Below are 21,594 nucleotides of genomic sequence, written 5' to 3' on the forward strand. Positions count from 1 at the left end.
TTACGACTGCAAATATAATAAAATACTAATGAATAGACATCTATTTTAAACTTAAGTTGTGATGGTTTGTTTAACATATTTGTAATAAAATACCTTATACAATAGCTGTTTGATTGCGATAGCAGTGTGTTTGCGTAATGTAAAACAATTCTAAATAAGGATGATTAAGGCTGCTTTTTTAAACTATTTTATTTTATGTTAATAAACATCTTTTGAAGCTATTTTTCATTAACATTTTTTATTATCTTTATAAACATAAATAGGAGACCCTCATTAATAAAGGGCTTACCTCTGGACTTTAAATATATAAAATTGGAATGATAGCTATGAAAGGTAAAAAATCTGATAGTTACTTGAAGTTTGATATGTCTCGGATGGTCAATCTGGAGTATTCTTTGAATAGAGAGATACTCAGGACTAACCGGAGAGGGGCGTATCATTGTACAACGCTCGTGGAATGCAATACCAGGAAGCAACATGGGCTTCTAGTAGTGCCTGTGCCCAGTTTGGATAATTCGAATCATGTTTTACTTTCGTCGCTTGATGAGACTGTAATACAGCATGGTGCGGAGTTTAATCTCGGTATCCATAAATACGATGGGGATAATTATAGTCCGATGGGGCATAAGTACATAAGGGAGTTTAATTGCGACTGCTTACCCCGAACGGTATATCGCGTGGGAGGTGTTATCTTGTCTAAAGAAAAGATGTTTTCGCTCAAGAATAATACTATTTATATACGGTATACATTATTAGATGCACACTCACCTACAACAATCCGCTTCAAGCCATTTCTGGCATTCCGAGAAATAAATAACCTTGCAGTCGAGAATTCAGCAGCAAACCATGGCTACAAAGAGGTCGAAAAAGGTATTAGTATGTGTATGTATAGCGGATATCCGGATTTGTTTATGCAATTCAACAAAGCGGCGAATTTTATTTTTGACCCAAGTTGGTATAAAGGGATCGAATATCAAAAAGACATGCAAGATGGTTTGCCACATAAAGAAGACCTTTATGTGCCGGGCTACTTCGAGCTGCCTATCGCTAAAGGGGAATCTATTATCTTCTCGGCAAGCGATGAGCCTGCAAAGACAGATAATCTTCTTTCGGTGTTCGAGGATGGTATTAAGGCTCGTACACCACGTTCCTCATTTTTTAACTGCCTGAAGAATTCAGGACATCAATTCTATTTTCGTCCGTCAAAAGACGAGCTATATATCAGAAATAGTTACCCATGGGGAGAGGTCAGAGCCCGTGAACAATTTATGGCTTTGCCGGGTTTAACTTTATCAATTGATAAGAATGAAGCCTTTGAAGAGGTAATGGATACGGCGATTCCTACAATAAATAACTTTTTGGAAGGTAAGCCACTATCCGGATTCTTGAAAGATATAGATAATGCCGATGTATTACTATGGGTAGTACGGGCATTGAAAAAATTTGCAGATGTTGATAATGAACGATTTTATGCCAAGTATGCACTACTTGTAAATAAGATCGTTCATTTTATACAAAAAGGAAAACATCCGAATTTGAAGTTGTCGGATAACAAGTTGTTATATACAGATGCTAATATTGGTTTTCCCAGTTGGATGAATAACCAATCAGGAGGGCAACCGACTTCCCGTACAGGGCTTTTAGTCGAAGTTAATTCGGCTTGGTATAATGCAATAGCATTTAATCAGGAGATTGCCAACGCATTGAGTAATACAAAGCTGGAGAAAGATATGAGTCTTTTGGCAGGGAAAGTTAAATCTGCATTTGTCGATACATTCCTTAATGAGGGAGGTTATCTATACGATTATGTAGATGGTAATTATGTAGATTGGAGTGTTCGTCCTAATATGCTTCTGGCAATATCCGGTGACTATCAGCTGCTCGATAAGCGACAGAGTAAATCTATTCTGGACATTGTTACGAAAGAGTTATTAACCTCAAAAGGTGTTCGGACCTTGAGCCCTAAAAGTGTTGGGTTCCGCCCGCGTTGCGAAGGCTCTGCAATGGATAAGGTGTATAGTGCCTATAATGGGGCTGCATGGCCTTGGTTGTTAGGTGCTTATATGGAAGGGTATCTGAGGATATTCCAACGTAGCGGATTATCATTTCTGGATAGGTTATTGATAGGTGTAGAGGATGAAATGTCTAATGATTGTATCGGTTCTTTGTCGGCTTTGTATGATGGTAGTGTACCTTACTCGGGTCATGGGGCTATATCGTATGCCACCAATGTAGCGGGGGTGCTGCGCGCACTCACCTTGCAGAAAGCATTTGAAGACGAATATTGAAAAACAGTTATGATAAGAGCTTATTATTCCTCAATTTGTGATTGCTTAAAAACTAAAAATATATGAAGGCATTAATGTTTGGTTGGGAGTTTCCACCACATATTCTAGGAGGCTTGGGTACTGCCAGCTTTGGGTTGACCAGAGGGATGGCTATGCAACCGGATATGGATATTACATTCGTTATACCAAAACCTTGGGGTGATGAAGATCAGAGTTTTCTTAAGATTATAGGCGCATGCAATACTCCTGTTGCTTGGCGCGATGTACAATGGGATTTTGTAAACGAACACTTATCAAAATACATGGATCCCCAGGAGTATTATAATTTGCGTGATAATATCTATGCTGATTTCAACTATATAGGAACGAATGATTTAGGATGTATCGAATTTTCGGGTAAATATCCCGATAATCTTTTACAGGAAATAAATAATTACTCTATAGTAGCAGGTGTGATAGCCCGTACTTATGATTTCGATATTATTCATTCTCATGATTGGTTGACTTATCCGGCAGGATTGCATGCTAAGAATGTTTTGGGTAAACCTCTTGTTATTCATGTGCATGCTACCGATTTCGACCGAAGTAGGGGAAATGTGAACCCACAGGTTTATCAGATAGAGAAAGACGGTATGGACAATGCCGATCATATTCTTTGTGTAAGCGAACTAACACGTCGCACAGTGATAGATAAATATCATCAGGATCCGGCTAAAGTAACTACTGTACATAATGCGGTAGAACCTTTAAGTACTGAGATTCAGTTGATAAATCCGACCAGAGGTTCTAATGATAAAATAGTCACCTTCCTTGGACGTATTACGATGCAAAAAGGACCTGAATATTTTGTCGAAGCTGCCGCCAGTGTTTTAGAAAGGGCAAATAATGTGCGCTTTGTAATGGCTGGTAGCGGTGATATGATGGAAAAAATGATCTATCTAGCCGCTCAGAAGGGAATATCGGATCGTTTTCACTTTACGGGTTTCCTCAAAGGAAAACAGGTTTATGAGATGTTGAAGCGAAGCGATGTGTATGTAATGCCTTCGGTCTCGGAACCATTTGGTATTTCTCCGCTAGAAGCTATGCAGTGTGGCATACCGACTATAATTTCGAAACAATCGGGATGTGCTGAAATCCTCAATATGGCTATAAAGACAGATTATTGGGATATAGAAGCAATGGCGGATGCAATCTATTCAATTTGTACATATCCAGCCATGGCTGATTTTCTGAGTAAAGAAGGGAAAGCCGAAGTGGATGAAATAAAATGGGAATATGCCGGACAGAAAGTGCGGGATATATATAATAACTTATGTCAATAATTCAATTATAATAGATATGAAGACGATTTGTTTTTATTTTCAGATACACCAGCCTCATAGATTGAAACGTTATAGATTCTTCAATATAGGTGGAGATCATTATTACTACGATGACTTTGCTAATGAGGATTTTATGCAGCGTGTAGCGGAAACATCTTTCGTGCCGGCCAACAGATTGATGCTGGATATGATAAAGGAGTATAAGGGTAAATTTAAGGTGGCATTTTCTATATCGGGTGTGGCATTAGATCAATTAGAGATATATGCTCCCGAGGTAATAGATGGTTTTAAAGAATTGGCTGAGACAGGGTGTGTAGAGTTTTTATCTGAAACCTATGGACATTCGTTAGTCTCTCTGATCGATCCACTTGGCTTCCAGCAGCAAGTAAAACTTCATGATGATAAGATAGAAATGCTGTTCGGACAACGACCTAAAGTGTTTCGGAACTCTGAACTTATCTTTTCAGACGAAATAGCTAGAATGGTTCATGAAATGGGTTTTGCTGGTATGATAACCGAAGGTGCGAAACGCACGCTAGGATGGAAAAGTCCTAACTATCTTTATCAGTCGGCTGAGCAACCTAAATTGAAATTATTGCTTCGTAATTCACGTTTTAGCGATGATATTGCCGTGCGATTTTCTAATTATAGCTGGAACGAATATCCTTTGACTGCCGATAAGTTCATCAATTGGATCGCAGATACGCCAAAAGAAGAGCAGGTAGTTAATCTGTTTATGAATTATGAAGTTCTTGGAAACTTCCAAAAGAGGAGTTCTGGTATATTCGATTTTATGAAGGCTTTGCCAAGATTTGCAGCTGATAAAAACATAACATTTTCTACACCATCCGATGTATTAGAGAAGCTAAAGCCGGTGGATCGCATATCTTCATTAAACCCTATTTCATGGGTGGGAGAGGAGAGGGATATTTCTCCTTGGTTAGGCAATACATTGCAGCAAGAGGCATTCAACAAATTGTATGAGATAGCAGATCGTATTCATTTATCTGAATCGAAGCGATTGATACAAGACTGGACTTACCTCCAATCGAGTGACCATTTTTATTACATGGGAACTAAAGAAGCCCTGCCTTTCAGTCCATACACATCGCCTTACGAGGCATTCAATAACTATATGAATGTATTGAGTGATCTGATTGAACGTATGGAAGCCGAATTTCCTAGCACGATCGATAATGAAGAATTGAATGCTTTATTGACTACTATTCACAATCAGGCAGATGAAATAGAGAAACTTCAAAGTCAGTTAACTAAACTGAAACCGTCGGTAGAAAAAGAGAAAGTTACTCCTGCAAAGAAAGCGGCTTCGTCTGAAAAAACAACTGCTCCTGCAAAGTCTAAGAATGCAAAGCCTGCTCCGGTGGAGGCAAAAGCTGCCAATACTAAAACAGAAGTTGTTCCAGATAAAAAAACTACTACGAGCAAAAAGAAAGCAAAATAAACTTCTTAAATAATAACAAAGCCTGCGAAGAAATCGCAGGCTTTGTTATTGTATATCAGAAAAGAGATTGGCTATTGTAAAGAAAGGTAGTTATAGTCACTAACTACTTTTTTCAAGAAAACTTTATCAGGTCCATCGTAAGTATAGCCTGTTATGGCTTTTATTCTATCAGCAAGACGTTTATTGAAGTAATCGTTATCTTTCATCTTATCATCTTCCGTTATCGCAATTATAGTTTGCACATCTTTGTCTGACAATCTATCCAGAATATTCGTGTAACTAACTTTATAGTCTTCGTGGAAATCGAGATCGGATATTTTCAATTCTCTGTTTTTTGAGTTTACTTTCAGGTCTATAACTGTTGTACCGGCTAAATAGTCTCCCAAGCGTTGTGAACGTTTTGTGGCAACAATCATTATTAGTCCGAGAATACCTTCTGTCATCGAAAAGTCTATAGGTCTGAACAACCATCTTATCAGGTATGCTCCGAGTGAAGGGGGCGTGCCATCGATATTGACTACTCTGATTTTAAACAACATTTTACCGGGACTTTGTCCATTATTCATTGTTTCGAATAATAGATCGTAAAAGAATGCAGGGCCAATAACTATTATAGAAAGGAATAACCAGAAGAGTTCGGAACCGAATAGATTTCCAGAATTAAAATCGAATATATTGTAAAGTATTCCAAACCAAACTCCAAACCAGGTAATGATCACAAGCCAGTCGACCATATATGCTAATAACCGGTATCCAATACCTGCGGGTTCGTAGTCTATCGTTACATTTTGTGTCGTTTGTACTTCAATTGGCATACAGATAAATTAAAAAGCCCAAAAACTTAATCATAGGGCAAATTTATATTTTTTATACGATTATTCGAGTATTTCTTTATTCTTTTTGGACAAAGGGTTATATTTGTGGAGCAATCATTTAAAAAAAACGACACTTATATTAGATGAGAGAAGCCGCATTCATTAAAGAAAATAGAGAGAAGTGGCAGCAAATAGATAGCCAGAATGAGGATAAAGATATTCCGGCCGAAACTTTAGCAGATAACTTTATAGAGCTTACAGACGATTTGTCTTATGCACGTACTTTCTATCCGAAGTCGCAAACTGTCAAATATTTGAATCAGCTTGCCGCTCGCTATTTCATTGATATCTATAAACATCGTAAGAGAGAGAAAGGTCGCTTTGCCCGTTTTTGGAAAATCGAACTGCCTCTTATTATGTATCGATACAGAAAATATATGCTTTATTCATTTCTGTTCATGTTTGCTGGTGTTCTGCTCGGAATTTTTTCGCAGCAGCAAGATTCAGATTTTGCAAACCTTATTCTTGGCGAAGCTTATGTAAATCAGACTATAGAAAATATAGAGAGTGGCGATCCGATGGCTATATATAAAAGCCAGGAGGAGACACCAATGTTTTTTATGATTTCGACGAATAATATAATGGTATCATTCTATGCCTTTATATATGGAATATTATTCTCAGTCGGAACAGTTTTTGTTCTTTTTTCTAACGGAGTAATGCTTGGTACATTTCAATATTTCTTTTTCGAACACGGTCTGCTAGGAACATCACTTTTGTCCGTTTGGTTGCATGGAACACTCGAAATATCTGCAATTGTAATAGCAGGAGGTGCTGGTATTGCATTAGGTAACAGCTTACTATTCCCCGGAAGTTATAAGCGTGTAGATTCACTACGTCGGGCAGCTAAAGACGCTCTTAAAATAGTAGTTGGGTTAATACCCGTATTTCTTGTTGCCGGATTTATCGAGAGTTTTCTTACTCGTTTGACTCACATGCCTGTATATTTTAATCTTACTATAATAATATTATCAGCATTATTTATTATATGGTATTTTTTTTATTACCCTTATTATCTAAATAGAAAATTGAATGAAACAATCACAGAAAATTAATCTTTTCGAAACAAGAGATCTTGGTCGTAATATTGAAGCTGCTCTAGCCTTTGCGAAGCAGAATTATGGTGCAATATGTAAAGGAATCAGTTTCTTTATACCTCTGTTATTAATTGCCGCTTATATAATGCCTGATACGTTTGAGTTGCAGAGGCGGCTAAGTGGAGTTTCTCCATTAGAGATGTTGGGTGCCTATGGATCGGATACGCTGCTTGCCTATTTGGCTGTTGGTTTGAGTTCTCTATTCTCGATGACCTATGTAATCAGTTATATGACGGAATATATCGATGCTGTGGATGGAAAAGTAGATTCGGCTGCTGTTTGGTCGAGATTCTCAAAAGTTATTTTTCCTGTATTCGTATGCCAGCTTGTATATATGATATGTGTTTCAGTAGGAACAATGCTTTGTCTTATACCGGGTGTTTTTATTGCTGTATCGTGTATGTTTTATGCATATGTGTATATCAACGAAGGCGAAACTGTTATTGGTAGCCTTAAGCGTAGCTATTATCTTGTGCAGGGTAATTGGTGGTCTGTATTCTTGTATGTGCTTCTAGTGGTAATAGTCGTTGCCATTATTAGTGGGATATTCTCTATTCCATTGCTATTTGCGAGTATAGGTGCTGTTTTTGGTTTGGATGCCTTTGCCAGTGATACCTATATTTTTATTACAACACTAATAGCGTATGTTGGAGATTTCTTTGTAGCTCCCCTTGTTACTATAACGTTGGGCATGCTTTACTATAGCCTTCGCGATGAAAAAGAAGGTATTAATATGGATACAAAAATAGATGATATTGGTATTAATCAAGATAATAATACGAATTATTAAAGTCTAGCTGATATAATATAAGTGATTCAAATAAAAATAAATAAGACGTTGTTTAAGGGTATTGTAATGATACTCTTAATCTGTTTTAGCTTACCTCTGCTATCTCAAGTAGATACATTGTCAGTGTCGTCGAAAGTTGAAGCTGTAGATTTTCGGATACCTTCTAAGGCAACTATAGAGGAGTATCAGAAAGACGAACGTTTTCAATATCTGGATGAGAAAAGTGAGGTTGATATACCGTGGTATACTAAACTATTCTCTTGGCTGGTCAATAAACTTTTTGGTGGTGCAGGCGATTTGATATCATCGGGATTGATTGGCTGGATTGGTATTGTAGCTCTCGTTATTCTTATCATTGTTATTATTTTGAAATTGATGGGTGTCAACTTTAAAGCCATATTAGGTAAAAAGAAAATGGATACACCCGAAATCGAGATATATACGGAGAATGTTCATGAGATGGAGTTTGAAACTCTTATAGCTAATGCCTTGCGAAATAACGATTATCGTTTAGCAGTTCGCTTTTTATACCTTAGGAATTTGAAGTCACTATCAGATAAATCGATTATAAAGTGGAATGTGAATAAGACGAATTATAATTATCAATACGAAATATCGAATAACACATTACGTTCTAAGTTTTTGGAAATAACCTTTATATTCGATTATGTATGGTATGGCGAATTTTCGTTGGATGAGTCTGCTTTCTTTACAGTAAATTCTCAGATGAACGATTTTAATAAAATGCTAGCCGATGAAAGATAAGAAATGGATAGCATTAATTGCTGTGATTGTTATCATGTTGGTCGGACTGATTTATTTAAACTCGTCTAAAAAGAAGGAAATTAGCTGGGTGCCTACATTTTACAATACTGATACAAATCCCTATGGAACATACATTAGTTATGAATTATTGAAAACTGTTTTTCCTGATAATAAGATCCGGTCTACAAGGAAGCCTATATATAATAACTTAAAAGATACGCTCAATTCGTACTTCTTCTATGATGATTATTCTGACTATGAGTTTGAAGAAAATGATTCCTCATATAACAATAATGAGTATATATACGACGATAATAACGAAACAAGCTATTCGGATTCGGGAAATATCGCTATAGATGATGTTATAGTAACAACTACTTCTAATATAACGGATAATACTACTTATGATCCCATGAGTATGTATGACGGTATCGAAATTCCGGATACAACTGCTTATATATTTGTAAATAAAGATTTCACCCTTGATAAAGTGGATTTGGAGTACTTACTCGATTTTGTAGGTATGGGTAATAATGTATTTATATCGTCCGAAGGCTTCTCTCGTTTATTGATGGATACGTTGACGATTAAAGAAGAGAAAACATATTTTGATAGCGACAGTATTTATACTTTAATCGATTATCCCAATGAGGAATATGCATTCACAAATGCTTATTCAGATACTTATTTTAATACCGATAGCTGTAAACTGGCGGTGCGTGCGTTGGGGCAAAATAAAAAGGGACAATCTGTATTTCTTCAAGTGAAATATGGCAATGGATACTTTTACCTGCATTCGGTTCCTATGGCATTTACAAATCTGAATATACTTAATCTAGATAAATACGATTTTGCATTCCGCAGTTTATCCTACATGCCGCGCAGCAGCAAAGTTATTTGGGACGAATATCAAAAGCAGGGAGCATTGGGAGAACAGAGTATGTTTAGAGTAATATTCTCTAGTATTCCGCTAACTATTGCACTCTGTATTTCGTTACTCGGCTTTTTGCTTTTTATGATATTCAGAGCGAAGCGTACACAACGAATAATTCCTATAATAAATCCTCCGGTTAATTCTTCTATCGAGTTTTTGGATACTATAAGTAATCTGTATTATCGAAAAAAAGATTTCCATGCTATAGCCGAGAAACGACAGGCTTATTTCTTGGACTATATACGTAAGAACTATTATATGTCAACTGAATATATCGATAGTGAATTTATTCAATTGCTAAGTACTAAATCGGGAGCAGAAAAAGACACGCTTAATGATATATTTGCTTATTACAAAGATATATCGACTTTATACGATGTTCCTAACGATATGTTTTTGAAATATAATAGCCTCTTGGAAGATTTTTATAGAACAGTAAAGAATAAATAAAATAGAATAATATATGTCAGATTTAGATTTTCAGTCGAGAATAGATTTCTCCGAATTGAGCCAGAGTGTTCAAGGAATAAAGAGTGAGATAGGGCGTGTAGTTGTAGGGCAGCATCAGCTAATAGAACAGATGATAGTTGCTATTTTGGCAAACGGACATGTGTTGGTAGAAGGTGTTCCGGGAGTAGCAAAAACACTGTCTGCAAAATTGTTGGCAAAAACGATTGATGTCGGTTTTAGCCGTATTCAGTTTACTCCCGATCTAATGCCTTCGGATGTATTAGGCACTAGTATATTTATGCCGGGAGCCTCGAAATTTGAATTTAAACAAGGGCCTATTTTTTCTAATATAGTTCTTATTGATGAGATAAACCGTTCACCGGCTAAAACGCAGGCTGCACTTTTTGAAGTGATGGAAGAACGCCAGATAACAAATGATGGTACAACTTACAAAATGGATTACCCATTTCTTGTTATTGCTACTCAGAACCCTATAGAACAAGAAGGCACATACCGTTTGCCGGAAGCTCAGCTAGATCGTTTCCTATTTAAGATATCAGTTGATTACCCCAATATTGTTGATGAAATAACAATACTAGATAGACAAAATAAGGGAGAGTTATCGGCAGAGGTTGGCATCAATCCGGTATTAACAGCTTCTAAATTACAATCTCTACGTCAGTCTATCGAGAAAGTATTGGTAGAGCGCCATCTACTCGAGTATATAGCACAAATAGTTAGTTCTACGCGTCAGAGTCCATGGATAACATTAGGAGCATCACCGCGTGCATCGTTAGCGATATTGAACGCATCTAAGGCTTTGGCTGCGATAAGAGGCCGTGATTTTATTACTCCCGACGATATTAAAGAAATGGCAGTACCTGTACTTCGCCACAGGATATTATTAACACCCGAAAAAGAAATGGACGGTACTTCTACCGACACAATAATATGTCAACTAATAGACAAAACGGAGGTTCCCCGATAATTCGATTCTTTAAGAGCTTGTATCTTTCCAATCGATTCTTTCTGACACTTGCTTTAATAGTGTTAGGGCTTATTTTGTGCTTTATTTTTCAAGCCTTTTTCCTTTTCATGTTGGTATTTATAGGTGTGTTGGGTATCTTGTTCATTGTAGATGCTGTAGCAGTCTATCGTCAGAAGGATGGGGTGAAAGCATCGAGAGATTGCCCCGACCGGTTATCTAATGGAGATCAGAATCCTATATCGATATCGATTAGAAATGATTATCCGTTTAAGATAGGTATCAAAATTGTCGAAGAAGTTCCTTTTCAGTTTCAGAAACGTGATCTTATATTTAAAACATCATTAGGAGTAGATAGGAGTGAGGTATTTCACTATAATCTGCGCCCTACCGAAAGAGGTGTGTATTTATTCGGTGCAATAAATATTTTTGTGACAGGCGTCTTTGGGTTGGTAACCCGTCGTTATGTTTTCGATCAACAAAAATATGTAGCCGTATACCCATCTTTTTTAGAAATGCATAAATATGAACTGCTTGCTGCGTCGAATCGATTGACAGACTATGGGGTTAAAAAGATACGACGGATTGGTCATGCGACGGAATTTGATCACATTAAGCATTATGTATTAGGTGATGATCCTCGCACTATTAACTATAAGGCTACGGCACGAATCAGCCAGCTTATGGTAAATACGTATCAGGAAGAGAAATCGCAACCGGTATATTGTCTTATTGATAAAGGACGTACAATGAAGATGCCATTTAATGAAATGACGCTTCTCGATTATGCAATCAATTCGACACTGATGGTTTGTAGTACAGCCTTGAATAAAGGTGATAAAGCAGGTGTTATAACATTTTCGAAGAATATCGATGAAATACTTCCGGCCGACAAGCGTCGTCGTCAACGAAATAGTATTTTAGAAATGTTATACGCTCAACAGACTGATTTTAAAGAATCAGACTATGAACGTCTATTTGTTACAGTGCGTCGTAAGTTGACACAACGCAGCCTCGTAATTCTCTATACTAATTTTGAAACAGTGAATGGTATGCGCCGTCAACTGAAATATCTGAGCCATTTGGCTAAAGACCATTTAGTATTGGTGGCATTCTTTCTCAATTCGGAGTTCAATGATATTCTGGAAACTTCTCCAACTAATATGGAAGAGACTTTTCGCCGAGGAATGGCAGAGAAGTTGTCGAATGATAAATTGTTGATAGTGAAAGAACTTAATAGGCATGGTATACACACTATTTTGTCTAAGCCTGAAAATCTGACAATTGATTCAATAAATAAATATCTTGAATTTAAATCGAGAGGATTAATCTGATTTAATCAGCGATTATCGTAGTAAAAAAACGGATGTGTCATAAGTAGTTTTCCGTATCATTCTGTCATTTTGAACGAAGAGAAGGATCTCTTATGGAGAGCCGGGATTCTTCACTTCGTTCAGAATGACAAAAGAGAGTAATACTTTTGCAGGGTATTTTACTTATGACACATCTACTTTTTCATTATTCAAATTTAAGTTATTCGTTTTTTCTATTCGCAATTGCATCTACAACAGCTACAGCCGTCAGAGTTACAATATCGCGAACCGAACTTTCTATATCTGTAAAATGTACAGGTTTGCGCAATCCTATTTGGATTGGGCCTATGCTTTCGCCTGCAATGCCCAATTCCATTAAGAGTTTGCTTGAGATATTAGCTGAACTCAGATTCGGAAAAATAAGTGTATTCACATCTTTTCCTTTCAATGTATTGAATGGGAATGTCTTATCTCTTAGTTCTTTATTCATGGCAAAATTCAACTGCATTTCGCCGTCTATTATCATTTCAGGATGATTCTCATGGAAATACTCAACAGCATTCGATATACTTTTAGGACTACCATTATCATCTGCACCGAAGTTTGAGAATGATAGCATTGCCATAACAGGTTCGACTGAAAAATATTTAACAGCGTCGTAGGTCAGTTTGGTGATCTCCTTTAATACTTCTTCTGATGGCCAGCGATTGATTAACGTGTCGGCAAGGAAATACGGACCTTTTTTAGTTTGTACAATATGCATAGCAGCAAAATGATTACAGCCCGGTTTCAAGCCGATAACTTCAATAGCCGTTTCTGCAAATTCCTGATAATGGCTGTAAACACCCGTAATGAGGGCATCGGCATCCCCTGTTTCGACCATCATCATTCCAAAGTAATTACGATCGTTCAACTTTTCGAAAGCTTCTTGAAAGCGGATACCTTTTCTATAATTTCTGTCACTTAGTATTGTTGCATATTTACTACGGCGAGTATCTTCTGATATATGTCTGTGATTGATAATTTCTATACCGTTCAAATCTAATCCGTTCTCATTCGCTATTTTTCGTATGCGTTCTTCGCTACCTAGTAAGATAGGGTCGCAGAATCCTTCTCTGGAAGATACTATTGCGGCCTTAATCATATTGATATGGTTACCTTCGCAATAAACAACGCGTCTGTTTTCGCTACTTTTAGCTAGAGCATTCAGTTCTCGGATAAGTTTATTGCTATATCCCATCATTTCAGACAGCTTATTTTCATAAGCTACCCAGTCTTTGATCGGTTTTCGTGCAATACCGCTATCCATAGCAGCTTTTGCTACAGCCATAGATACTTTAGTCATTAATCGCGGATCGAGAGGTTTTGGTATAATATATCCATTGCCAAATGATAATTTATTAAGACCATAAGCCGAATTGACAACGTCGAGGACAGGCTCTTTTGCTAAAGCAGCTAAGGCATGTACTGCAGCCAATTCCATATCTTCGTTAATACCTGTTGCTTGTACATCCAACGCCCCTCTGAATATATAAGGGAACCCTAATACGTTATTTACCTGATTAGGGTAATCGGAGCGCCCTGTCGCAAATATAAGATCTTCGCGCGAAGCTATTGCATCATCGTATGCTATCTCCGGATTAGGATTCGCAAGCGCAAATACAATCGGATAGCTTGCCATAGAGCGTATCATATCTTTTGTGAGTACATCGGCAGCAGATAACCCTAAAAATACGTCAGCACCCACCATAGCTTCCTCCAATGTTGTTATATCACGCTTGGTAGCAAATATTTTCTTTGTCTCATTCAGGTTATCTCGTTTTAAGGAAATGACACCCTTACTGTCACACATTACTATGTTTTCTTTCTTGACTCCGAGCCTCATATATAGTTTTGTACACGCAATGGCTGATGCACCTGCTCCATTCACTACGAGTTTGACTTTGCCTATATTCTTTTTCGATATGTCGAGTGCTCCTAATAATGCCGCTGACGATATAATGGCTGTACCATGCTGGTCGTCGTGCATAACAGGGATATTAAGCTCTTCTTTCAATCGTCTCTCGATTTCGAAACACTCGGGAGCTTTTATATCTTCAAGATTGATCCCACCGAAAGTAGGGGATATGGCTTTTACTGTTTGTATAAATTTTTCAGGGTCTTTTTCATCCACTTCAATATCGAACACATCGATTCCGGCAAATATCTTAAAAAGTAATCCTTTGCCTTCCATAACAGGTTTACCGGCTAAAGCACCGATATCTCCCAATCCTAATACGGCAGTACCATTAGATATTACAGCAACGAGATTGCCTTTTATTGTATAATCGTATGCTTTTTGAGGATCTTTTTCTATTTCCAGACATGGTTCGGCTACTCCCGGAGAGTAAGCTAGAGATAAGTCGGTTTGGGTTGTATGGGGTTTAGTAGGTATAACTTCGATTTTACCCGGTTTGTCGGATGAGTGGTAAAGCAAGGCTGCTTCTTTAGTAATTTTAGGCATAATGTTGATCGGTAATTTTAGATTATTAGAGTATCTAAAGTTACGAAAAAAGAAGCTAAGGAGCCTTGTTTAAATTCTTAATTATTCTTGATTATCTTCCGGGCTTCTTCAATAATAGTATCGATACCTTCAGCAATATCAGCCTCTGACATATCTATTTTGACATCAGGATCGATCCCGAATTCTATCTGTTCCATTTCGGCATTAAGCATCGGCGAAGCAGAGAAACGCACAGACCATCCATTAGGAATTTCGGAAGAGAAAGGCATTCCGCTACCTCCTCCTGTTTTATCGCCCACAATGATTGCGTTAGGGGCATAGGTCATTGCATTGACGAAATCATTTGCAGAACTGTAACAGCTACGATTTGTAAGGACTATTACCTTCTTCTGATAGCGAATTCCGTCCGAAGGTTCTATGTATGTTTCATATGGTTTTGAGAAATCGTTATGCCCTTTACCTGTTTTGTGCTGTATATGACCTACCAATGTTTTTTTGTTGAAGAAACGTGATGCTAATTTGTCACTATTGGTAAGGAAACCACCTTTGTTATTTCTAATGTCAAGGATAATTCCGTCACACGAAGCCATACGGCCTATCACCTGATCGAGATTACCTTCACCTATGCCACTGGAAAAACTTTCGTAATAGATGTAGCCGATATTATCCTCAAATATTTTATATTTTAATCCACTGGCAATACTGTAATCAGTGCCAATATAGTTTCGCTGTATTTTGGTGTCGAAATTATCTGGATAATCTTCAAACCATTTCCAATAGCGAGCTGTATTATGAGTTGCTACCAGATTAACATGCCCGTCTTTCACTTCAGCCAGCATTTCCCCCAATAGAGTGAATAATGCATCATTACTCATATCCTCACTGACGCGTATAGAATATTTACTGTAAATATCATTCCAGTCAACTTCTTTAAATGAGAAAAAACAGTAGTGTTCATCCATTATTTTCCACAAAGCTTCAAAGTTACCTTTTTTCGAATCAGTATATTTATCTTCTTCGAAGCAGGATGTAAGCAATAAGCAAAAGGAGAGTATAATTAGAAATTTATATTTCATATATTGGGAAGACATAATTCAGTGTGTCAAGGTAATAATAATTCTTTAAATTCATCAAAAGAATACCGATAGTAATTTAGATCTATATCGCCAACAATACCGGGTAGCTCTCCTTTATGGGAGAATTGCCATATCCTCCAATTTATATCTTTCGATGGTTCTTTGTGCAGATCGGACATCCATATAAAATTGTTTGGAAATTTATTCTTTATATAGAGTTTATAACAGTCCTTATTTGTGTAGATAATAGGGTGAACGCCATAAAACTCGTATAGCTCATTTTCTAAAACCTTAAGTTCTTCTATAACTAAAGCTATATATGTTGGATCTTTACTATATGGGTTTGCCGGTGAATGTTCTACATCAATAGCGGGAAGCATGTCTCCCGATTTACATTTTGCTATTTTAATAAAGTGAGCTGCCTGTTCTTTGCCCGATAAGCCAAATGAATAGAAATGATAAGAGCCGACTTTTATATTTGTTTTCTTTGCCAAATCATAATTATAAGGATAGTTACGATCCTCGTGTGAAGTCCCTTCTGTTGCTTTCAGGTAAGCGAAGCTGATACCTTGTTCCATTACTATTTCCCAATTGAGAATAGGGTTATGGTGTGAAACATCTAATCCTTTTATAAAATACTTATTCGATTCGAAATCATTTGGCTCAACTGTAAGTTTTTTTACTGTAAAGAATATTGTAAATGCAGTACCCGCTACCAGCAGAAATAAAAAGATATATCTTTTTATCGAGTCTTTTGAAGAAGAACGTTTAGTAACTCTCTTCTTTCTCTTTTTATGACTTGGGCTTTTTGTCATTTATTAATCGAACAGTATAGCTTCATTTAGTTGTTTCCCTATTTGATCCTTTGCCGATAAGATGATTTCGCTTTCGTTAATATTCCAATCAATATTGATTGTCGGATCATTCCATAATATAGAAGCTTCGTGCTTTGGAGAATATGTATTGTCCACTTTATATGCAAATACAGCTTCATCACTTAATACTAGAAAACCATGAGCGAATCCTCTGGGAACAAATAGCTGTTTTTTGTTATCTTCTGTCAGTTCAACAGCAACATATTCACCAAAAGTAGGAGAGGATTTGCGGATATCGATAACAACGTCTAGTACCGATCCTTGTAGGGCACGTACTAGCTTAGCCTGAGAGAATTCTCCTGTTTGGTAGTGCATTCCTCGCAAAACACCTCTTGTCGATTTAGATTCATTATCTTGTATGAATTCAGCTTTACCTATATGTTGTTCGAATGCTTCTTTTCTGAAAGATTCCATAAAGTAGCCTCTTTCATCTGCAAATACTTTAGGCTCGATAACCCAAACTCCTTTTATTTTTTGTTCTGTAAATTTCATATCCTTTATTTAATCAACAAGACTAAGTATATACTGTCCGTATGCTGTTTTATCCGACTTTGCTCCTAATGATTTCAGTTGAATATCATCAATCCATTTGTTACGCCATGCAATTTCTTCAATACACGCAATATAGAAACCTTGTCTGTTTTGAATTGTTTCTACATAGTTGCCTGCTTCGAGAAGGCTATCGCAATTTCCTGTATCTAACCATGCAAACCCACGTCCAAACAACTTCACCTGTAATGTGTTTTCGGCAAGATAACATTTATTTAAGTCTGTTATTTCATACTCGCCTCTGGGCGATGGTTGAAGTGCTTTTGCCTTTGCTGTAACAGTTTTATCATAAAAATATAAACCGGGAACAGCATAGTTCGATTTTGGTTTTTCCGGTTTTTCTTCCAGAGAAATTACTTTACCCTCATCATCGAATTCTACTACACCGTAAGCACGGGGATCTTTTACATAATAGCCGAATACACATGCCCCCTCGTTTAGAGACGCAGCCTCTTTAAGCATTTTCGAGAATCCTTGTCCGTAAAACATATTATCACCTAATATCAGGCAACCGGATTCTCCGTCTAAAAATTCCTCTCCCAGCACAAAAGCCTGCGCCAGACCATTCGGGGTTTCTTGAACTATATATTCAAATCGCATACCCAGTTCTTCCCCAGAACCTAGAAGTTCCCTGAACATGGGTAAATCGCGGGGTGTTGATATTATTAATACCTCTCTGATACCAGCCAACATAAGAGTTGATAATGGATAGTAAATCATTGGTTTATCATAAACAGGCATGATCTGTTTTGATATTGCTTTAGATAGGGGATAAAGTCGTGTTGCACTTCCGCCAGCAAGAATAATTCCTTTCATTATATCTGTATTGATTTATTCCTGCAAATATAGCATTTTCAAGGTTATAAATAAATTCTTTGAGTGATAAATAAGGTCAACACAAAGTTATGTTGTCAAAATTATCTTCTTAAGATGTACATTGTAATTTTAAAATTAGAAATTTGATAATATTTACAGAAGACAATCTGGAAATATTTACATTCGTATTATATAAAATAACTTTAATCGAAAAATATACTTATGCTTACACATTGCGGAACACAAACTATAGAATCAGAAAATCTGATACTTCGGAAGTTTTCATATGATGACAATGAAAATATGTTAGACTATTGGGTTAGTGATCCGAAGATTCAGTTCCTTTATTCGGAACCTATTTATACCACTAAGGATGAAGTGAAAATTCTATTAGATAAATACATAGGTTCTTATATTTTTGATGACAAATACAGATGGGCTATTATAGAGAAATCAACTGGAATCTGTATCGGGCAAATAGCTTTTTTCTTAGTAGATAGTAAGAACCACTTCGGAGAAATAGAATATTGTATAGGGAGTAAGTTCCATCGTAAAGGATATGCTTCGGAAGCTGTTCGGAATGTCATTAATTACGGATTTAGCAAGATTAATTTTCACAAGATACAGGTTTGCCACAAAGAAAAGAATATTGCATCACAAGGTGTAATTATGAAAAACGGATTTCAACACGAAGGTACATTGAGAGATTATTTTTACATAGATGGTGCTTACGTGAGCCGGTTGTATTATTCTATGTTGAAAAGTGAATGGGAGGCTGTTAAATAATTATCTGAATATGTCGAAATAAAAAAGAGCTGGTTTAAATTAAACCAGCTCTTTCTATCTAATAAGTATAACCTCTCATCTTAAAGGTATTTTGTCTATCCGGGCCTGATGTCTGCCTCCTTCGAATGGAATTGTGAAGAAAGTAACAATCATCTCGTAAGCTTCTTGTTCAGAAATCATTCGTCCCGGAAGCGTCAATACGTTAGCATTATTATGCGCTCTGGCCATTTTTGCTACATATGGATTCCAGCATAAAGCGGCACGAACAGCTTGATGTTTATTCAAAGCCATATTTATACCGTTACCTGTTCCGCATATAGAAATGCCAAAATCACACTCTCCGTTGTCTATTGCTGCTCCTAACTTATGTGCAAAATCAGGATAATCGCAACTTTCGTTGGTATATGTACCAAAGTCTGTATATCTGATTCCTCTTTCGTCAAAAAGAGTTATAATATATTTTTTCATATCAAACCCTGCATGATCGCTACATAGTCCAATCGACTTTTCGCCTTGTGGAAATAATGCTTCCATATCTATAATTATTTCAAGAGTTTAGTAACCTGTTCGTATACGTTTTGAGCTGTGAACCCAAGTTTTTCGTCTAGTACGGTGTAAGGAGCAGAATATCCGAATGAGTTTAGACCCCACACACTACCATTGCATCCAACTAATCCTTCCAGAGTAACAGGAAGTCCGGCTGTCAATCCGAATACTTTCTTTCCTGTCGGTATCACAGAGTCTTGATATTCTTTACTTTGCTTGCGGAATAATCCTTCTGACGGTACAGATACGATGCGTGTCTTGATTCCGTCAGCGTGCAATAGTTTAGCTCCGTTCACTAATGTAGATACTTCCGAACCTGATGCTAAAAGAATAACATCGTAATTGGCATCATCTTGTACTATATAAGCACCTTTGTCCGATTGAAGAGCTTCTGCATAACGGTTGTCCTTAGCAGGAAGGTCATTTATATTTTGTCTTGAGAAAATAAGGCCTGTTGGAGTAGACTTGTTTTCCATTGCCATTTTCCAAGCCACAGTAGCTTCCGATACGTCTGCAGGGCGAAGAACGAGCATAGAGTTATTACCACTATGGTTTTGAAGTTTCTCCATCAGACGGATTTGAGCTTCTTGTTCTACCGGTTCGTGAGTCGGTCCGTCTTCTCCTACGCGGAAAGCATCATGTGTCCATACAAATTTTACAGGTACTTCCATTAATGCAGCCAAGCGAATAGCCGGTTTCATGTAGTCGGAGAATACGAAGAATGTTCCGCAAGCAGCTACCATTCCACCATGCAATGTAATACCTATGCATAGACAAGCCATAGTCAATTCAGATACGCCCGCTTGCAAGAATGCTCCGGTGAAATCGTCTTTTTGTATCGCTTTCGTATATTTAAGGAATCCGTCTGTTTTATCTGAGTTAGATAAATCGGCAGAGGAAACTATCATATTTTCCACTTTCTGAGCTAGTACAGAGAGTACCGTAGCTGAAGCTGCACGTGTTGCTTGATTTGGTTTTTGTTCGATATTTTCCCAATCTATTGTAGGTATATAGCCATCGAACCATTTTTGCATTTTTTCTGCAAGTTCTGGATTAGCTTTGGCCCATACTTCTTTTTGGGTTTTTCTCTCAGCAACTATTTCTTTTAATTCATTGGCACGTTTTGCATATAAATCTTTAGATTCAGGAAATATTGCAAACGGATTTTGAGCATCTCCACCTAAGTTTTCAACTGTCTTGTCGAACGAAGCCCCTGCTGCGCTTAATGGTTGTCCGTGAGTAGATGTTTTTCCTTCGAAACAAGATTTGTCATCTTTCACAGCACCTTTACCCATTATTGTATTTCCTATAATAAGGGTTGGTTTAGATTTCTCTAGTTTAGCTTCAGTGAGTGCAGCTCTGATTTCAGTAGTGTCATTACCTTTAATTGTAATAACTCTCCATCCCCAAGCTGTATATTTAGCGGCTACGTCTTCTTCCGATACCTCTTTGGTCGGGGTTGATAGTTGGATACCGTTTGAGTCGTAGAACATAATAAGGTTATCAAGTCCCAGATGTCCTGCGGTACGACCTGCTCCTTGCGAAATTTCTTCCTGTATACCACCGTCAGATATAAAGGTATAGATTGTTTGATCCATAACTTCTCCGAAACGGGCTTTCAGAAATTTAGCGGCGATGGCAGCACCGACAGCAAATGTATGTCCTTGTCCGAGTGGACCTGATGTATTTTCTATTCCACGCATCACGTCGAGTTCGGGATGCCCGTGAGTGCAGCTACCCCATTGACGGAATTGTTTAAGATCTTCTAATGAATATTTACCTGTCAATGCTAATGTTGCATATAACATTGGAGACATGTGTCCGGGATCGAGGAAAAATCGGTCACGACCTTCCCATTTCGGATTTGATGGATCATATACTAAAAACTCAGAAAACAGTACATTGATGAAATCTGCTCCGCCCATAGCTCCACCGGGATGTCCCGATTTAGCTTTTTCGACCATTGCAGCCGCTAGAATGCGGATATTGTCAGCTGCTTTTTCGACTAATTTTATATCATTCATTATATATGAGAAATTGAGGTCACCGACCTGTTTATTATTTGATTAAGTATAGAACGCAATGTTAAATGTTTTGCTTTACCTACTTGTAGGTGCAAAGTTATAAAATATGCTGTTATAATTAAGTAATTAGTACAGTAA

At 37.2% G+C, this 21,594-nt stretch carries 18 protein-coding genes; 10 read left to right on the forward strand and 8 right to left on the reverse strand.

Features of this window, described 5'->3' with window-relative positions; all coding sequences use genetic code 11:
* The first annotated feature begins 326 nt into the window (after positions 1–326).
* The 3 genes from G7Y56_RS06245 (at position 327) to G7Y56_RS06255 (ending at position 5,072) form a co-directional block, all read left to right on the forward strand.
* Entirely contained in the window at positions 327–2,288 is a 1,962-nt protein-coding gene (locus G7Y56_RS06245; protein WP_165041980.1) for a glycogen debranching enzyme N-terminal domain-containing protein, read from the forward strand.
* Positions 2,289–2,350: 62 nt separating this feature from the next.
* Positions 2,351–3,610 carry a glycosyltransferase gene (locus G7Y56_RS06250; protein ID WP_165021381.1) on the forward strand — a complete coding sequence of 420 codons (1,260 nt, stop codon included), beginning with the start codon at positions 2,351–2,353 and terminating at the stop codon, positions 3,608–3,610.
* Positions 3,611–3,626: 16 nt separating this feature from the next.
* The gene (locus G7Y56_RS06255; RefSeq protein ID WP_165041982.1) at positions 3,627–5,072 is read left to right on the forward strand and encodes a glycoside hydrolase family 57 protein; all 1,446 of its coding nucleotides are present in this window, start codon (positions 3,627–3,629) and stop codon (positions 5,070–5,072) included.
* Between the two features lie 71 nt (positions 5,073–5,143).
* Here G7Y56_RS06255 and G7Y56_RS06260 read toward each other — a convergent pair whose 3' ends face one another.
* Positions 5,144–5,887, reverse strand: coding sequence for an RDD family protein (locus tag G7Y56_RS06260; protein ID WP_165041984.1), 744 nt, complete (start codon positions 5,885–5,887; stop codon positions 5,144–5,146).
* 143 nt (positions 5,888–6,030) lie between these two features.
* Between G7Y56_RS06260 and G7Y56_RS06265 the strand changes: the two genes are divergently transcribed.
* The 6 genes from G7Y56_RS06265 (at position 6,031) to G7Y56_RS06290 (ending at position 12,302) form a co-directional block, all read left to right on the forward strand.
* Complete coding sequence (locus G7Y56_RS06265) at positions 6,031–7,002, forward strand: stage II sporulation protein M (protein WP_165021384.1); 972 nt, start codon at positions 6,031–6,033, stop codon at positions 7,000–7,002.
* A complete protein-coding gene (locus G7Y56_RS06270; protein WP_165041986.1) occupies positions 6,980–7,834 on the forward strand; it encodes a hypothetical protein in 855 nt (284 codons plus the stop codon). The genes G7Y56_RS06265 and G7Y56_RS06270 overlap by 23 nt, the downstream gene beginning before the upstream one ends.
* Before the next feature lie 66 nt (positions 7,835–7,900).
* Positions 7,901–8,599 carry a hypothetical protein gene (locus G7Y56_RS06275; RefSeq protein ID WP_165041988.1) on the forward strand — a complete coding sequence of 233 codons (699 nt, stop codon included), beginning with the start codon at positions 7,901–7,903 and terminating at the stop codon, positions 8,597–8,599.
* Positions 8,589–9,983: a DUF4350 domain-containing protein gene (locus G7Y56_RS06280; RefSeq protein ID WP_165041990.1), complete on the forward strand. Its 1,395-nt coding sequence runs from the start codon at positions 8,589–8,591 to the stop codon at positions 9,981–9,983. The genes G7Y56_RS06275 and G7Y56_RS06280 overlap by 11 nt, the downstream gene beginning before the upstream one ends.
* Positions 9,984–9,996: 13 nt before the next feature.
* Complete coding sequence (locus tag G7Y56_RS06285) at positions 9,997–10,971, forward strand: MoxR family ATPase (protein WP_165021388.1); 975 nt, start codon at positions 9,997–9,999, stop codon at positions 10,969–10,971.
* A 107-nt stretch (positions 10,972–11,078) separates the two neighbouring features.
* Entirely contained in the window at positions 11,079–12,302 is a 1,224-nt protein-coding gene (locus G7Y56_RS06290) for a DUF58 domain-containing protein (RefSeq protein ID WP_255498656.1), read from the forward strand.
* A 199-nt stretch (positions 12,303–12,501) separates the two neighbouring features.
* Here the strand turns inward: G7Y56_RS06290 and G7Y56_RS06295 are convergent, their stop codons facing one another.
* The 5 genes from G7Y56_RS06295 to rfbA form a co-directional block, all read right to left on the reverse strand.
* Positions 12,502–14,784, reverse strand: coding sequence for an NADP-dependent malic enzyme (locus tag G7Y56_RS06295; protein WP_165041995.1), 2,283 nt, complete (start codon positions 14,782–14,784; stop codon positions 12,502–12,504).
* Between the two features lie 77 nt (positions 14,785–14,861).
* Complete coding sequence (locus G7Y56_RS06300) at positions 14,862–15,860, reverse strand: S41 family peptidase (RefSeq protein WP_255498658.1); 999 nt, start codon at positions 15,858–15,860, stop codon at positions 14,862–14,864.
* Positions 15,861–15,886: 26 nt separating this feature from the next.
* Positions 15,887–16,675, reverse strand: a complete 789-nt coding sequence (locus tag G7Y56_RS06305; protein ID WP_165041999.1) for a glycoside hydrolase family 25 protein — start codon at positions 16,673–16,675, stop codon at positions 15,887–15,889.
* 3 nt (positions 16,676–16,678) lie between these two features.
* Positions 16,679–17,227, reverse strand: coding sequence for a dTDP-4-dehydrorhamnose 3,5-epimerase (gene rfbC, locus G7Y56_RS06310; protein ID WP_165042001.1), 549 nt, complete (start codon positions 17,225–17,227; stop codon positions 16,679–16,681).
* Between the two features lie 9 nt (positions 17,228–17,236).
* A complete protein-coding gene (gene rfbA / locus G7Y56_RS06315) occupies positions 17,237–18,100 on the reverse strand; it encodes a glucose-1-phosphate thymidylyltransferase RfbA (protein ID WP_165042003.1) in 864 nt (287 codons plus the stop codon).
* Between the two features lie 222 nt (positions 18,101–18,322).
* Here rfbA and G7Y56_RS06320 point away from each other — a divergent pair, with 222 nt between their 5' ends.
* Positions 18,323–18,886, forward strand: coding sequence for a GNAT family N-acetyltransferase (locus G7Y56_RS06320; protein ID WP_165042007.1), 564 nt, complete (start codon positions 18,323–18,325; stop codon positions 18,884–18,886).
* A 75-nt stretch (positions 18,887–18,961) separates the two neighbouring features.
* Here G7Y56_RS06320 and rpiB read toward each other — a convergent pair whose 3' ends face one another.
* Together rpiB and G7Y56_RS06330 are read right to left on the reverse strand one after the other, a co-directional pair.
* The gene (gene rpiB / locus G7Y56_RS06325; protein WP_165021396.1) at positions 18,962–19,420 is read right to left on the reverse strand and encodes a ribose 5-phosphate isomerase B; all 459 of its coding nucleotides are present in this window, start codon (positions 19,418–19,420) and stop codon (positions 18,962–18,964) included.
* Between the two features lie 8 nt (positions 19,421–19,428).
* Entirely contained in the window at positions 19,429–21,456 is a 2,028-nt protein-coding gene (locus tag G7Y56_RS06330) for a transketolase (protein WP_165042009.1), read from the reverse strand.
* Positions 21,457–21,594: the final 138 nt, after the last annotated feature.

Origin of the sequence: Dysgonomonas sp. ZJ709 (assembly GCF_011039195.1) — a bacterium.
In the GTDB taxonomy this organism is placed as follows: Bacteria; Bacteroidota; Bacteroidia; order Bacteroidales; family Dysgonomonadaceae; genus Dysgonomonas.

What these genes read in the sequence shown, in the direction of transcription:
- G7Y56_RS06280 (WP_165041990.1), top strand. Translation starts at nt 8,589, where the DNA reads ATGAAAGATAAGAAATGGATAGCATTAATTGCTGTGATTGTTATCATG.
- rfbC (WP_165042001.1), bottom strand. Translation starts at nt 17,227, where the DNA reads ATGAAATTTACAGAACAAAAAATAAAAGGAGTTTGGGTTATCGAGCCT.
- G7Y56_RS06290 (WP_255498656.1), top strand. Translation starts at nt 11,079, where the DNA reads ATGTTGGTATTTATAGGTGTGTTGGGTATCTTGTTCATTGTAGATGCT.
- G7Y56_RS06320 (WP_165042007.1), top strand. Translation starts at nt 18,323, where the DNA reads ATGCTTACACATTGCGGAACACAAACTATAGAATCAGAAAATCTGATA.
- G7Y56_RS06330 (WP_165042009.1), bottom strand. Translation starts at nt 21,456, where the DNA reads ATGAATGATATAAAATTAGTCGAAAAAGCAGCTGACAATATCCGCATT.
- G7Y56_RS06270 (WP_165041986.1), top strand. Translation starts at nt 6,980, where the DNA reads ATGAAACAATCACAGAAAATTAATCTTTTCGAAACAAGAGATCTTGGT.
- G7Y56_RS06265 (WP_165021384.1), top strand. Translation starts at nt 6,031, where the DNA reads ATGAGAGAAGCCGCATTCATTAAAGAAAATAGAGAGAAGTGGCAGCAA.
- G7Y56_RS06305 (WP_165041999.1), bottom strand. Translation starts at nt 16,675, where the DNA reads ATGACAAAAAGCCCAAGTCATAAAAAGAGAAAGAAGAGAGTTACTAAA.
- G7Y56_RS06255 (WP_165041982.1), top strand. Translation starts at nt 3,627, where the DNA reads ATGAAGACGATTTGTTTTTATTTTCAGATACACCAGCCTCATAGATTG.
- G7Y56_RS06275 (WP_165041988.1), top strand. Translation starts at nt 7,901, where the DNA reads ATGATACTCTTAATCTGTTTTAGCTTACCTCTGCTATCTCAAGTAGAT.
- G7Y56_RS06295 (WP_165041995.1), bottom strand. Translation starts at nt 14,784, where the DNA reads ATGCCTAAAATTACTAAAGAAGCAGCCTTGCTTTACCACTCATCCGAC.
- rpiB (WP_165021396.1), bottom strand. Translation starts at nt 19,420, where the DNA reads ATGGAAGCATTATTTCCACAAGGCGAAAAGTCGATTGGACTATGTAGC.
- G7Y56_RS06285 (WP_165021388.1), top strand. Translation starts at nt 9,997, where the DNA reads ATGTCAGATTTAGATTTTCAGTCGAGAATAGATTTCTCCGAATTGAGC.
- G7Y56_RS06245 (WP_165041980.1), top strand. Translation starts at nt 327, where the DNA reads ATGAAAGGTAAAAAATCTGATAGTTACTTGAAGTTTGATATGTCTCGG.
- rfbA (WP_165042003.1), bottom strand. Translation starts at nt 18,100, where the DNA reads ATGAAAGGAATTATTCTTGCTGGCGGAAGTGCAACACGACTTTATCCC.
- G7Y56_RS06300 (WP_255498658.1), bottom strand. Translation starts at nt 15,860, where the DNA reads ATGAAATATAAATTTCTAATTATACTCTCCTTTTGCTTATTGCTTACA.
- G7Y56_RS06260 (WP_165041984.1), bottom strand. Translation starts at nt 5,887, where the DNA reads ATGCCAATTGAAGTACAAACGACACAAAATGTAACGATAGACTACGAA.
- G7Y56_RS06250 (WP_165021381.1), top strand. Translation starts at nt 2,351, where the DNA reads ATGAAGGCATTAATGTTTGGTTGGGAGTTTCCACCACATATTCTAGGA.